This window comes from Bradyrhizobium zhanjiangense (assembly GCF_004114935.1).
GTDB classification, from domain to species: Bacteria; Pseudomonadota; Alphaproteobacteria; order Rhizobiales; family Xanthobacteraceae; genus Bradyrhizobium; species Bradyrhizobium zhanjiangense.
The window spans coordinates 3,134,895-3,148,890 of the sequence record NZ_CP022221.1 but is presented as its reverse complement, the minus strand read 5'-3'; the positions used below and the strand labels follow the sequence as shown (position 1 = coordinate 3,148,890).

General features: G+C 56.2%; 12 protein-coding genes. 4 read left to right on the top strand and 8 right to left on the bottom strand.

What is annotated here, in order from left to right:
* Positions 1 to 55: 55 nt before the first annotated feature.
* Together XH85_RS14745 and XH85_RS14740 are read right to left on the bottom strand one after the other, a co-directional pair.
* The gene (locus XH85_RS14745) at positions 56 to 1,111 is read right to left on the bottom strand and encodes a glycosyltransferase family protein (RefSeq protein ID WP_128932370.1); all 1,056 of its coding nucleotides are present in this window, start codon (positions 1,109 to 1,111) and stop codon (positions 56 to 58) included.
* Positions 1,108 to 1,902 (bottom strand): glycosyltransferase family 2 protein, encoded by a 795-nt coding sequence (locus XH85_RS14740; RefSeq protein WP_128932369.1) that lies wholly within the window; start codon positions 1,900 to 1,902, stop codon positions 1,108 to 1,110. Before XH85_RS14740 ends, XH85_RS14745 begins: the two co-directional genes overlap by 4 nt.
* A 138-nt stretch (positions 1,903 to 2,040) precedes the next feature.
* On the opposite strand from XH85_RS14740, the gene XH85_RS14735 reads away from it, so the two are divergent.
* Together XH85_RS14735 and XH85_RS14730 are read left to right on the top strand one after the other, a co-directional pair.
* Positions 2,041 to 3,402 carry an O-antigen ligase family protein gene (locus tag XH85_RS14735; protein WP_128932368.1) on the top strand — a complete coding sequence of 454 codons (1,362 nt, stop codon included), beginning with the start codon at positions 2,041 to 2,043 and terminating at the stop codon, positions 3,400 to 3,402.
* A gap of 31 nt (positions 3,403 to 3,433) precedes the next feature.
* A complete protein-coding gene (locus tag XH85_RS14730; RefSeq protein WP_128932367.1) occupies positions 3,434 to 4,513 on the top strand; it encodes a hypothetical protein in 1,080 nt (359 codons plus the stop codon).
* A gap of 16 nt (positions 4,514 to 4,529) precedes the next feature.
* On the opposite strand, the gene XH85_RS14725 is transcribed toward XH85_RS14730, so the two are convergent.
* The 5 genes from XH85_RS14725 to XH85_RS14705 all read right to left on the bottom strand — a co-directional run bounded on the left by XH85_RS14725 (position 4,530) and on the right by XH85_RS14705 (position 9,875).
* On the bottom strand, positions 4,530 to 5,654 hold the full coding sequence (locus XH85_RS14725; protein WP_164940289.1) for a glycosyltransferase family 2 protein: 1,125 nt from the start codon (positions 5,652 to 5,654) through the stop codon (positions 4,530 to 4,532).
* 28 nt (positions 5,655 to 5,682) lie between these two features.
* Positions 5,683 to 6,843, bottom strand: a complete 1,161-nt coding sequence (locus tag XH85_RS14720; RefSeq protein WP_206734839.1) for a hypothetical protein — start codon at positions 6,841 to 6,843, stop codon at positions 5,683 to 5,685.
* A gap of 41 nt (positions 6,844 to 6,884) precedes the next feature.
* Positions 6,885 to 8,363 (bottom strand): lipopolysaccharide biosynthesis protein, encoded by a 1,479-nt coding sequence (locus XH85_RS14715; RefSeq protein ID WP_128932365.1) that lies wholly within the window; start codon positions 8,361 to 8,363, stop codon positions 6,885 to 6,887.
* A gap of 64 nt (positions 8,364 to 8,427) precedes the next feature.
* Positions 8,428 to 9,081, bottom strand: coding sequence for a PIG-L deacetylase family protein (locus tag XH85_RS14710; protein ID WP_128932364.1), 654 nt, complete (start codon positions 9,079 to 9,081; stop codon positions 8,428 to 8,430).
* Positions 9,078 to 9,875 (bottom strand): sugar phosphate nucleotidyltransferase, encoded by a 798-nt coding sequence (locus XH85_RS14705; protein ID WP_128932363.1) that lies wholly within the window; start codon positions 9,873 to 9,875, stop codon positions 9,078 to 9,080. The genes XH85_RS14710 and XH85_RS14705 overlap by 4 nt, the downstream gene beginning before the upstream one ends.
* 239 nt (positions 9,876 to 10,114) lie before the next feature.
* Between XH85_RS14705 and rfbC the strand changes: the two genes are divergently transcribed.
* Together rfbC and XH85_RS14695 are read left to right on the top strand one after the other, a co-directional pair.
* Positions 10,115 to 10,693, top strand: coding sequence for a dTDP-4-dehydrorhamnose 3,5-epimerase (rfbC, locus tag XH85_RS14700; RefSeq protein WP_128932362.1), 579 nt, complete (start codon positions 10,115 to 10,117; stop codon positions 10,691 to 10,693).
* 59 nt (positions 10,694 to 10,752) lie between these two features.
* On the top strand, positions 10,753 to 12,096 hold the full coding sequence (locus XH85_RS14695) for an NAD(P)H-dependent oxidoreductase (protein ID WP_128932361.1): 1,344 nt from the start codon (positions 10,753 to 10,755) through the stop codon (positions 12,094 to 12,096).
* Positions 12,097 to 12,905: 809 nt separating this feature from the next.
* Here XH85_RS14695 and XH85_RS14690 read toward each other — a convergent pair.
* Entirely contained in the window at positions 12,906 to 13,958 is a 1,053-nt protein-coding gene (locus tag XH85_RS14690) for an NAD-dependent epimerase/dehydratase family protein (protein WP_128932360.1), read from the bottom strand.
* Positions 13,959 to 13,996 lie beyond the last annotated feature (38 nt).

The window sequence follows — 13,996 nt, the reverse complement described above, 5'->3', positions numbered from 1 at the left end:
GTTATCGCGGCCCGCTAACAATTATCGATCTCCAAATCTGCACATTCGGTCGACATCATCGCGCCGGACTCCAAGCTTTGATAAAGCCGGACCGAGCATAGTAGGCGCGTCTACGTGCGCCTCGAACCATTCGGAGACCTTCGCGCGCAAGCGAGGATGGAATCGAAGATGGCACGGAGACCGGACCCTGAGGCTCGAGCCATTCATGGATTTGCGGATGTCCGGGTACGAGCGTCTCGAGAAGCTTGTTCCAGAGCTTCGGCTCCATGGAATCGTGAAAGTGAAGTACACTCACTCCCGTTACCTTTGCCCCGTCATAGTTTCTCGGCAGATAGCTACACAGGGGGAAGTTGCTTGAATCCGGCAGTGCTTGCCAAGCCAGCCCAAGCCGGATCACCGTCAAGCCCAGCACGACCTGATCCATGAAGTGCACTTGCGAGTGTGTTCTGGCCACCTGGCGATCAAGGAATGTCTTGAAGTCGGCGAGAAACTCTCTGCCGAACCGCGTGCTGCGCCGGTACACATAGAGGCCCGCATTCCAGTAGAACCTAATCCGATGTCCATCGCCCGTCTGGAGCCATGGAAGGTCGTCAGCAACTCTTCCGATGAGTGCAGCGGACCGTTCCCAGAACGGATCATTTGGATCAGTTACCCCCCTCGACCCGATCACTCCGGCATCCGGAGCGCTCGCGAGGAAATCTACCCCGGGGGGAAGTTCAAGACCATTGGGCTCACGCAAGAATAGGATATCACTGTCGATCCACGCGATCGCCTCTGTCGTGACCCTGCTCTCGACGGCCGCAATCGCTTCCGCCTTATTCATATAGTGGTGCCAGACATACGGATTATCGGGAAAGACACGTAGATGCTTGATGCCAAGCTCCTCCATTCGGCGATGCGTCTCTCGCGTGAGAGCCGGAGTAGACCGAGGCGTGACGGCAATAACTTCCAGGTTTGCAAAGCGGCCGCCGAAGCGACGAAGGCTCTCCACCATGCGCAGCGTAAGTGGCTCCAGCATCCCCGACTCGATGCAGACCACAATCGTCATCGAAGGCTGCTTACCAGCAGTATTGTCTCCCTTCTGCACGGCACCAGTCAGGCAATCGGTCAAATGGCATCCTCACTTGCTTGCGCAAATCCGAGCTCCCTCGCTTTTGCTTCAGGACACTCGAACTTGGGGTTCAGCGTGGTCGCTCTCAGTATGGCCCTGTACCTCAGCCGGAGACGACGAAGCAGCAGCGGCAGGGGATTCCGGCTCAACTGAACGATCACCGTCGGCCAAGGAAGTTGCGCCCTCCACTTCCGAATCATGAAGCGGTAGGCAGTCAGGTAGGAGTGGTCGAGACGAAGAGTTGCCTTGCTATTATGGATAATCGGCAGGTCGATCACATAGGATTTCATGCCGGCCCTCTTTGCCTCCAGCACGATGTCCGTTCCGTACAGGTGGAAGGAGGGCAGGCTCGGATCGAACAGAGTGCCCGCAGCCCGGCGCACGATCAAAACGACCTCATCGAGACTCGCAGCGGGGCGGGGTCGGTCAAATCGCCCACCGCATACGGTGCCCAGGCCGGAATCCCACAAATGCCCAACGAATTCCCCGTCGGGCGTCATGCCGCAGATACCGGCGACAGCCCACGACGGGTCAATCGAATTCAATCTCTCGCAAGCTGCTCGCAGTGCAATAAACCAGCCCTCGGGAAAATAGACGTCCTGATGGGCGAATACGACGATATCCGATCTGGCTGTAGCCATTGCCTGGTGATATGCCGCTGATGCAGCCGTGGCCCCCCAGATGACGGAAACCTTAATACGGCTGTCCGCAAGTTCTGGAGATCGTTTTAGATTTCGAGCAAGTGTCGCTTGCTCGTTGGCGACGCAATAAACCTCTATCGAGCAGGTCATTTCCCACCTTTGGCCGCATGGCCAGCAAAATTAAATATACTGCCGCAAGATTTATTATCAACATATTATTTGGCATCGGACATTAAATAATATATCTTTATTCTAATCCCAGTTAATGTTTCGGATCGAGAAGGGCTCATGTCGTCCTACGGCCTCAATGGATCCGGCCTGGCGGAGAGTGGACCGCCACTCCAGGCCGGTACGCTCGAAAGGAGAACCGCGACAGGTTCAAATGGATGGGCGGCATGGCTGCTATTGCTCGGGAGCGCCATGCCCTCGTACATGACAATGTACGTGGGGGGTGCCAAGTTCATTCCGGCGCGGATTGCAATCTCTTTGCTGCTGGTTCCTGCCCTGGCCGAGTTGTTTCAAAGAGGGCGACGGCTATGCGCATCGGATTTCTTCGTATGCGCTGCGTCAGTCTGGATGTTTGCGGCGGTACTGCAAACGGATCAAGGGTGGTCTTCCGCGGCCGCTCTCGTCCTCGAATTTTCCGGCGGCTACATCGTAGCTCGCGCCTACTTTTTTGGGCGCCAGGGATTGGAGACCTTTGTCCGAGTCCTGAAGCCTGTTACCGCAGCGATCGTTGCTGTTGCGGTCCTAGAGCATCTCACCCGGCACAATGTCGTCGCGGCCCTTATGGGCTTGCAGAGCACGGGATATGAGTATCGTTACGGCTTGCTGCGAGCGACCTCAACATTTCCTCACGCGATCCTATTCGGCTCGTTCTGCGCCGTCGCCGGCGCCATTTTTCTGTACTCGGAACGCAGCTTCCTTGGTCGAACTTTGTATTGCGGGCTGTGCCTTTTTGGATGCGTCCTATCAATGTCTTCGGCACCGCTGATGGCATTCGGGATTGTACTATCCGTCTATTGTTACGATCAGCTGCTGATGGGGCAGCGCTGGAGGTGGCACGCCTTGGTGGCAAGCCTTTTGGTGTTCCTTGGAATCGTATTTCTGGTCGCCAACAAGCCAGTCTCTTGGATCGTCGCAAATCTGACGCTCGACCCAGCTACCGGATATTTCCGTGTCGCGACTTGGGAAAGCGCCGGCTACTATATCGATCTCTCTCCTTATGTGGGGTACGGATTTGGTTCGTACGCCTCCCCCGATGATTTCTTTGGCAACGCCTCAGTCGACAGCGTTTGGCTGACCTTGGCGCTCCGGTTTGGTATTCCATTGGTCATATTTATTCTGCTAGCGAATACTGCAGCATTCTTTCCGACCAGGCGGACCGCCAGCATTCCGCACAACTGCGATGCTTACATGAGCAACATGCGTACGGCATTCACATTGGGCCTCGCGATGTTCATGTTCGTGGGATTGACGGTCCATTATTGGAACAACAGTTGGATACTCTGGGGAATATGGATCGGCATCCGCGCGTCGCTGAAGGAGGAGTCCATCACGGCAGCCGAGAGTCCCGTACTCGATCGAAGGATGGCTAGCGCCGATCGTGACCTCACCGTCGCAACTAGGGGATTCTATGCGTCCAGATAACGAACCGCCCGGGCAAGGCTCCCACTTCCGCATGACAGCCCGCTATATTAAACCTCTTCTCGCGTTCGCGTTGCCTTGGTCCATAGTCGCTAGCCAAGCGCAGAACGTTCCGTCCGGAGATATTCGCCCGCCGGAGCGCGCTGCAATCGACAAATCCGCCCTCGATGACGGCTCCTCACACGCGCCCACTTGTACAATTCAGTATCCATCTCTCCTGACCAAATACAGATTCCGTCCGCAGTGGAGCGTAGCGGGTGTGGACTATTGCGTTGGCCATTCGACGAATACCCCTATCAAGGATCCGGCAACGATCGCGATGGCCGGCGTCTCGCTCAACGTGCCTCAGAAGAGCATCACGGTGACAGGCGACAACGTTACGCTCGACGGTTATGATTTCGGCGGCTGGTCGGTTGTGACTACCGCAGCGAACACCAGCCTGATCAACTCGAAATTCGATGGTCTGAATCCAGGCGGTCCGCAGAATAGTGTCATCAGCGGTACGCCGTCCTCCTCCAATCTACGCATCGTCAATTGCATCATTGACGGCCTGAGCGGAGGCGGACGTGCAGAATTCCTGATCGAAATGGAAGGGCCCGGCCTTACGATCGAATATTCGTGGCTGAAGAATTCTAACTCCGACCTAATTGGCCGCCATGGCCGAGACGGCGGCAATATCATCATTCGATACAATGTGCTGGAACAGGCCGGAATGCGCGGCCCAGGAACCCACGGCGACTATCTGCAGGTTTACGGACCGACCGTGGAAGCCACCCGGATCCTTTACAACACCGCGGTCCAGAATGGCGGCAGTACTCAAGGGTTCATTGCCGATAACACAAATTCAGGCGAGTTTGGCTGCAATACCCTGATCGGCAGCGTTACCTACTGGATGTCCGTATCCGGCCCGGGAACCGACGCTGCGAATCTGTCCGGCTTATTCTCCACGCACGACAACTATTTTGATGTGACAAAAGCCTTCGGCTTTAACTATCCGGCAGCCGGGCCGAACGATCGCTATCCAAAGACCGTTTTCTCAAAGAACGTGAACATGGTAACCGGGCGGGTCGTCCAGGACTCCACCAGCCCGAAGCCGAAACCGTCACGTCCGTGACTTCGCGCATCGCTGGCTATGCTTTCAAAGTGAGCTTCCTCTTGAGGCGGCGGAGCCCGCCAATAATCGGTGCAGGAAGAAGCAGCCAGCAGATCAGTGTCGTGGCGGCGAACGTGTCTTGTGCCCGCAAGGCTACCAGGTGGCGTCCCCATTGCCTCAACACTGGAAGTAGTTCGCGAAAGCGAGCGCCCCGTTTGCGATATGAGGTAATGATCCCGATGGTCTCGCGGGCCAGGAAATGTCTGGCTCGCAATTGCAATTGATGGCGCCTTCGTTCATTCCCGATTCTGTGCTCGGCAGTGATCGTTATGAGATCAACCAGTTTCTTGATATCCTCCAGGTGGCTCTCGAGCGCGAGACGAGATGTCTGCGTGGCGTCGTGAAGGGAATAGGAGCCACAGCTTTCATTGATAAAGCCTGCCTTGCCTTCCAACAGTAGGGGGAGATGCCTTGCAAGATCACTCGCGAACGGCCATCCTGCCGGGAAGCCTCCCCAGGCCCGAAGTCTCTCGGTACGAATTATCGTGGTGCAACCCTGCACCATGATGCGACGTTGCAGATACTCATCGAGGACATCCACGCCGTCCCAGATTCCAGTTCTCAGATTTCGACTAGCCTGTGGTGGCAAGATGCGCCCCGACGCGACAATCCGGGCCTCACCCAATGCCATCACGATCGGCACTTCGGGCTCTCTTCGGATCAGCGAAATGCATCGCTCCAACAGCCATGGCGCTATTCTGTCGTCGTCTGGAACAAATACGATGTAGTCTCCCCTTGCCTGTTCCACGCAAGCATTCCAGTTCGGGGTCGCGCCTATGTTCTTCGGCTGGCGAACGAAGCGTAGTCTTTCGTCCTTGAACTGGCTCAGAACCAGAGCAGTTTCATCGGTCGACGCGTTGTCCGACACGAGCACTTCGAAACGTGGATACGATTGGCTCAGCGCCAAGCGAACACAGTCCTGCAACCACGCAGCTCGATTGAACGTAGGAATGGCAATGGTCACCAGAGGGTCGGTCCGGCGTGAGGCGGCATCTGGTGCCGCCATGGCGCCTTCAACTGCTGGCCGCTGCAGACTGACAGGACGTGCTGAATTCCCGATCTCGCTTGAAGCTCGCATGGCGAACTCGAAAACCTGTGTCATTCCACTGGTCGCGATTGGTGACGACGGATCAATGTTCCATCGCCCCAATTTTTCCGGCACCCGAGGCCGCATGGGGGCCATCAACTAGCCCCAATCGCGATCTCTCCTTCAAACGACCAGCAGCTGCGAGTCCCTGCTCGTGCGTTGTGTCAGTAACCCTTTCAAGCCACACTTCACGCCACCACGAATAGATGCTCCTCGGGCAGAACATTTTACAATTGCTGTATCGAGATCTGCACCAAACGTCCTCCAAGATCACCGCCGGCGTCTTGAGTGACCTCATCTTTCCGGTCTTCTCGTCGATGAATCTCGTTATCCGTGTCTTGACCTTGTAGAGACCACCGCAATATGGGACCAGCTCCGCGTCAAAGGCCATGCCTCTGTTTATGTTTTCGGCGTCGACGGTCGCAAGAATCTCCTTGTAGGTCTTCACTCGCACCAACTCACCAGGTTGGAGGTTTAAGGTGACACTGGGCGTCTCATGCCGATGAGGTATTTTTCCCTTCCACCTCGGAAACGGAATACCGCCCCGCAGCTCCTGGAAGAAATCGTAAGCCAAGCGAGAAACGTGGCCCAGTCGTGCCCTCTTGGCCAGCGCAAGATGCCAGTAGGCCAGGTATGCGAATCCGCATGCGATCCGCCCCAAGCTGGCGTTCCTCGAGGTGTAATCCTCCACATATTGCCTGACGTCCCACCATCGTGCCAACGTCGTAAAGCGGGGCAATTCGGTTGCCTGGCAAGAGTAGCGAATTTCTGTATCCGCGGCGCTATCGCCGACACGCGTCCCCCGAAAGACGTCTTCCTCTGTACATTGGCTTTTATCAGCGGATCGTCCGACGCATTCGCTCCGATGGTCCGGTAAACTCACCACAGAGTTCTCGCTTTCGCCGATGGGCCTGAGCCAAGCCTCCTTCCAGAAAATCAGGCATGCAGCTTGGCAGCCACCAAACGCCTCACCGTCGCATCGGAGTTCAAGATGGATACCATTTGGCAGCCATCTGCCACCCGTGTTTGTGACGGTGTCACAAGTCTTGTGGGAACGCTTGTAGACCTTAAACCGCTTACCACAATACTTGAACATTTGCGGCATGAACGGCAGTCCCTCGAAGCGGCCACTGCTGTCGAGCGTGCTAAGGATCTCCTCCTTGGTCCGCACTTCTACCCAGTCGCCCGCTCGCAGCTTAGTCATCTTGCCCTCCAAATGCGGTGGCCGTCGTCCGATCTCCGAACCTAGCCCGCTCGTTTTTCATGAGTTCTCATGGAAAGTGCGCCCTGCAGTTCCCTCAACAGATCGATATAGACTGTCTTCTGCCCCATAAGAAACAGCAGCACCCAGAGATAGATTGCGGCGATGATGCAGCCTCCAAGAAGGAGCCTCAGTAGATGCGACTCTGAACCACCAAGGCAGAGTTGAACAACAAGAGCTACTGCTGCCGCCGCTACACCTGCGATCAACGGCCGGCCTGCTGTGAAAAGTAGATCCCGCGGAGAAATCAACGTTCCGTGCAAGCACCAGAGAACGTGTGGGACGAGCCACAATACCATCGCGGCGGAATAGGCGAACGCGACCCCCGTCGGACCGTAGGGCAATCCTATGAGGTAAGCCGAAATGACCAGCGGGGCGATCACTAAGGCAATCTTCAGACTTCGTACTTGTAGGCCCGCCGAATACAGCAACCAAGCAAGGGGATTGATGATGCCGAATACCAAAATCGTCGGCGTCAACAGGCGGAAGACGATGACGGTATCTCTCCACTTCGGCCCTAGTACGACCTCGACGATGTCATCCACGAACACCGCGCAGAAGACCGTGATGGGTAGCGTCATCGACAGGACGATCGTATAACCCTTCAGGAAGTAGCTCTTCATTCGCGGTAAATCGTTCTGAATCCGCGACAATCCCGAAAATGCAACGCCTCCAATCGCTGCGTTAAGCTCTGCCGTCGGCAGGTTGACCAACCGATATCCCCGTTCATAGATCCCAAGAGCATCGGCTCCCCAGTATCGGCCTAGGAGCAACTTCTCGAAGTTGTAGGCAACGTACACCACAAGAGAATTCAGGGTAACTACCCCGCCAAAGCTCAACATGCCACGGACTCCGACAGTCCGGCGCGGTGGGCCGGGAATCCACCCCGTGGCCGCCCATACGCACACGGTGTAGACCACGGTCGAAATCAGTGTCATTCCTAGAATGGCCCAATATCCCAAGCCGCCAACGGCCATAGCGACTCCGGCACCAAAGCTCGCCACCTGTGAGAGCACTTCAATGACTGTCAACGTTGTGTACCGCAGTTGACGCTGAAGCAGTGCTGAATGCTGCACCGCTACGGCACTCAGAAAAAATCCCAAGCCTGCAACGACAGTCAGCCAGAACAGGCGAGGCTCATGGTAGAATTCCACGAGAGCAGGTGCGGTTGCCGCGCAGAGGAGCGCAAGCACCAATCCGAGCCCCAGATTGACCCAGAATAACGTCGACATCTGCTCGTTGGTGACTATGTCTCGCTGGACCGTGGCCGAGGACAATCCTGCCGTCGTGAAGAGTTGAAGAATCCCGGTGACGACGGTTGTCATCGCAACCAATCCGAAATCCTGCGGATCAAGCAAGCGCGCGAGCGCGGCCATGACACCAAGTCGAAGAGCGAAATTGGCCGCCTGGCCGCCAAGCCGGACCACGCCGCCGCGAATTATCATCCCCTTGAGATTGTCCATTCCAATTCTCGTAGACGAGAGTTCGGCTCCGGCTTGCTTTTGGGCACGCTTCACCAACGCCTTCTCACGACAGTGCGAGTTTTTTCGCTACAAATGCTTCAGCGTACTTATCCGGCGCCCGGCATTCCATGCCCCGCAGCCGCGCTAAGCCGCGGAAGACCTCCGGATCGAACCATTGTTTGGAACGTTGGCTGCCAAAGTGCGACATCAGCAGGTCAATTTTTCGTTGCAATGCTTCCGATGAAACGGGCGCATACATATTCGTTCGACCGATGTCTCCATCCCATTTCGGAATCTCATACTCAAGAATGGAATGATCTCTGAATGTATTCCACGTTAAACGCGACACCTGACGATGATCCTGATGGGCGTCGTCTCCGCGGTGCGTAAGGATCAGATCCGGCTCAACGCGTCGCTTCAACGCCTCGAACCACTTCTTGATCTCATCACCTTGCTCTGGAAAGAAGCCGTCTCGAAAGGACATTGCTTCAATTTGAGAACGGGCTGCGTCTGACACGAATTCAGCCGCAGACGCCCTCGCCTCACCCTCGCGTTCACCTGACGCGCTAAGTACACACCAATGCACGTCAAGCCGAACGCCACGCGCCACCAAATTCAGTATCGTCGCACCGGCACCTATTTCGATGTCATCCGAGTGCGCACCGAGACAGAGGATCGAGAGACGCTCTCCGGGCGCGGCAAGTTGAAATGCCTTCATGAAGCCGCCTGCGTCCGCACTTCCGAGATAATCTTCCAGGGCATTTCGCCCCGCTCAATCATCTCCTCAAGAACCTGCCGGTCCCGCAGCGTATCCATCGCGCGCCAGAACCCCTCGTACTTGTAGGCCATGAGCTTTCCGGCCTCGATCAGGCGATTGAACGGTTCGAGCACAAGCTCCTCGCCCTCACGGATGTAGTCGAAGATCTCCTTCCGGAAGATGAAGTAGCCCCCGTTGATCCAGATCTCGGACTGCTGACTGGAGCGGAAACGCTTGACGGTGTCTCCACCGTTGAATTCAGCGAGGTGAAAATTGAACGGAGGATGCACGGCAACGAAACATCCGACCATTCCACTCTTCTTGAACCGCTCTACTATTTCGGGCAACGGCGCGTCGGTCAGGCCATCGCTGTAGTTTGCGAGAAAGACCTCCTCGTTCTCAACGAGGGAGCGCACCGCCATCAAGCGCTGACCGATGTTTCGCCAAATGCCGGTGTCAACCAGCGAAACCTGCCAATCCGGTGGCTGCTCGCCGATTACCTCAACCTTCCTGCCGAAGTTCGAAACAACGCAATCGCTGTGAGCCCAGCGATCCGAGTTCAGGAAGTACTCCTTGATCACATTGGCCTTGTAGCCCAGGCACAGTATGAAATCGCGATGACCATACTGACTATAGTATTGCATGACATGCCACAGCATCGGGTGCTGGCCGACGGGTACCATCGGCTTCGGAATGCTTTCAGAATATTCTCGGATGCGGGTCCCGAGCCCCCCACAGAACAGCACAACTTTCATGGCCAGCGCTTCCCATGTTTCTGCCGACCGTTTCGGTCGCCACAGATCGCCAAAAGCGGATCCGACAGTCCCGATTTAAATACATAAATCTCGCTAATTGAATAGCCGCATTTTATATAACGACGCAAATTAATCAATCTCTTTAGAAAACTATTTTGAAAATCCGTCCTTAAGCATTATCATCGCTGACATTTCGATGCATTTTTTAATGCCGACCGGGCAGTTATGGAGGGAATGGAGTGATTATAACCGAAACCAGGCTTAAAGGAGCCTACATTATCGATATTGAACGCCGCGAGGATCCGCGCGGTTTTTTTGCGCGAGCCTTTTGCCAGAGAGAGTTTAAGACCCTCGGGCTCAATCCGGTCATCGCGCAGGCGAATATCGCGTCAAATATCCGGCGGGGAACCCTGCGCGGCATGCACTTTCAGTTTCCGCCGGCGTCGGAGACGAAACTCGTTCGTTGCACGCGTGGCGCCATCCTCGACATCATCGTCGACCTGCGTCCCGAAAGCCCGACCTATCTGCAACATGCCGCTGTCGAACTGAACGAGAGCAACCAGCGGGCGCTCTACGTGCCGGAACGTTTTGCTCACGGTTATCAGACTCTCGTCGACAACACCGATACCAGTTACCAGGTGGGAGAGTTCTATACCCCCGAGGCGGAGAGCGGGCTGATGTACAACGATCCCCGGCTTGGACTGACGTGGCCGCTTCCCGTTTCCGTGATCTCGGAGAAGGATCAGAAATTTCGCTTACTCAGCGAGGTCGAATCCGAATTGAAAGGTCGGATGGAACTCGCCGACGTCGATGGTTGACGCCGACGGCGCATCGCTAAAACCCCTGACCGCCCCCCTCCCAATTGAAAGAATCTACGATGATACTCGTCGACCACGCACTGCAAGCTCGTCATGCAGCAGGAAAGCCCATCCGTGTCGGCCTTCTCGGCGCGGGCTTCATGGCTCAGGGACTCACCAACCAAATAAACAACAGTGTTCCTGGAATGCGGGTTGTTGCCATATATAGCCGAAAGCCCCAGCGCGGGCGTGACGTGTTCGGCTATTCCGGCCAGACCGACGTCGTTGACGTGGACAGCCAAGGCCGGCTCGACAAAGCCATTGCCGCCGGCGTTCCGGCGGTTACCGAGGACGCATTCCTGCTCGCCAAATCGGATCTGGTTGACGTGATCGTCGACGTGACCGGATCGGTTGAGCTCGGCGCCCAAGTCGCGCTGGAAGCCTTCAAGCACCAGAAAACCGTCGTCCTCATGAACGCGGAGATTGACGCGACTATCGGGCCGATCTTGCAAGTCTATGCAAAGAAGTACGGCGGCGCCCTGTCCGCATGCGATGGCGACGAACCGGGCGTGCAAATGAACCTGGTTCGATGGGTAAAGGGGCTCGGCTTGATCCCACGAGTTGTCGGTAACATCAAGGGACTTCAGGACCCGTATCGCAACCCCACCACGCAGAAGGGATTTGCCGAGCAATGGGGACAGAATCCAGCGATGGTCACCAGCTTCGCCGACGGATCCAAGATCAGCTTCGAGCAAACGATCGTGGCCAATGCTACTGGCTTCAAGGTAAGATCGCGCGGCATGTCGCGCGGGCTGGAATATCGCGGCGACGTCATGAAGATCGGCACACTCTACGATATAGACGAAGTCCGCGCCCTGGGCGGAATCATCGACTATCTCGTCGGCACACCGCTGACCAAGGTCTACGTGCTCGCCGAGCACACCGATCCAAAGCAGCAGAAGTATTTGAGCTTGTACAAAATGGGCGAAGGCCCCCTGTATTCGTTCTTCACCCCATATCATCTCGTCCATTTCGAAGTGCCGAACTCGATAGCCCGTGCGTTTCTCCTCAAAGATTTGGTCGCCCCTCCCATCGCCGGTCCGGTTGTCGAGGTCTGTGCTGTCGCCAAGCGCGATTTGGAGGCGGGCGAGGTCCTCGATGACTATGGGATGTACATGACCTATGGCGAAGCCGTGAACTCCGAGGAAATGAGCCAAATGCAATACCTTCCTGAAGGTCTCGTAGAGGGTTGCAAGTTGCGGCACGCAGTCAAAAAGGATGCAGTCCTGACCTATGCGGATGTCGATCTACCGCCGGGTCGCCTGGCCGATAAGCTGCGGGCAGAACAATACAAGCACTTCAATGGACACACCTGGCTTGAGCAACGGATCGCCCGGCATGCCTCATTCGCGCTCACGGCGTGAAGTGCTGGCTTAGCCATGCGACGCAAGGCTCGTGTGCGCTGCGGGGAGGCCACACGCCCACTTACTCGTTAATCCTGAGCGACCGGATCTTCGCATGACTTGTCCATTGCGAAGTCACACCCGACGCGATGGGCGGCTGCATCCAAGCCGCGGCGCGTCTTCCAATCTTGATCCCCGGCAGTTCAATGTAGCGATACGTGAGTTCTGAAACGATTATCGTGGCGGGTATGCTCAGGCACGAAAGCAGCAACATCGCAGGAACAGTCCCAGAGTAGCTGAAGCGGAGCCAGACGATCGTGGAAATGACAGGGTAGTGACACAGAAAGATCGCGTAGGAGCGCGAACCAAAATATTGCGCCACGGGACTCGTGAGCGCGCAGGAGTATATATTGCCAGCAAATCCCGGCCGCTCACGGCACTTCCGCGGAAGACCAAGAAATACATGAGGTTGGGTCATTAACAAAACTAAGTTTCTCGGCTTGGACTCAAATAAGGTGACGACTATCGCGGCAACTCCTGCGCTTCTCGGCTTATAGTCCGAGTGAAGCTAAGCCGGTCGTTACTCGAGAGATTCCGACGTTGGGTGATCTTCCAGAGGACACGACCTTGCAATGCCTTACCCGCGACACTGTCGGCCAATTCGGCAAATGACGCCCTCTGCATGACGATCGCCAACGCGTCGTGCTGGCCGAAGCAACGCCCGAATCCAGCCAGCCAGCACGGGCCTGCGCTAGCGGAACTACGGGCGACAGCAGTATACCCGCGCTGGCTTCCCGCTCACCGCCTTTTGTCTACGGTGAGCACACCATTCATGACACCGCTGCAAGCTGCAGTCCGGTACGGCGCAAGTCGCCACTAAGAATTTTCTCCGTCAGCAGTTTCCGAATATGGCCGATGCGTTGATATTTCGGCCCTTCGAACTCCTCCAACGTCAACTTTGACGAACGATAGACCCTGTAGAGCTGTTCGGCGCCCATTCGAGCGTCCCAGCGCGGCTGGAACCCTGGCAACTTGCGCCGGATCTTTTCGAAGCTCACTCGGTAGGATCGCTCATCAGGACTCGCATCCTTGGCAAACTCCACCGTAGCATTCGGCACCACACTGGCGACGATCTCGGCTAGATCACGAATTCGATAGTTGTGAGCAGTCTGACCGACATTGAATGCCTCATTGAAGACGGATTCGGCAGGCGCCTCCAATGCGGCGATGAAAGCTCGAGAAATATCCTCGATGTGGACGATTGGCCGCCAGGGCGAGCCATCCGATTTCAGGTGAATTCGCCCTGTCGTAAACGCCCACGCAACAAGGTTATTCAGGACAATATCGAAGCGCAGCCGCGGTGACACGCCGTACGCTGTCGCTGGCCTCAGATGCACCGGGCAAAACCCGTCGCCGGCCAACGTCGAAATATCACGTTCGGAGGCAACCTTGGATTCTCCGTAAGCCGTCACCGGATTGAGCGCCGCGGTCTCATCGATCATTTCCTCGCCGGCTTTTCCATAGTTGCTGCAGGATGAGGCGAACACGAAACGATGTACGCCGGCATGCTTCGCTATCTCGGCCATGCGAACGCTTGCGCGATGATTGATCTCGTCGGTCAGCTCAGGCCTCAGATTGCCGAGCGGATCGTTGGAGAGCGCGGCTAGATGCAGCACAGCGTCGAAGCCAACGAGATCCGCGACCTCCGCGTCTCTGACGTCCTTCCAAATCGTCGGGACCTCGAGAATGCTACCGCCAGCAGCGTATGTACACCGGGAGTAGATATCGCTGTCCATTCCAGTCACCTCGTGACCGGCGCCGACCAGCATTGGCGTCAAGACCGTGCCGATGTAGCCAAGATGACCTGTTACAAGAACTCGCATTGCCATTCTCCATCGCACTCAATTTCATGATCGAAACT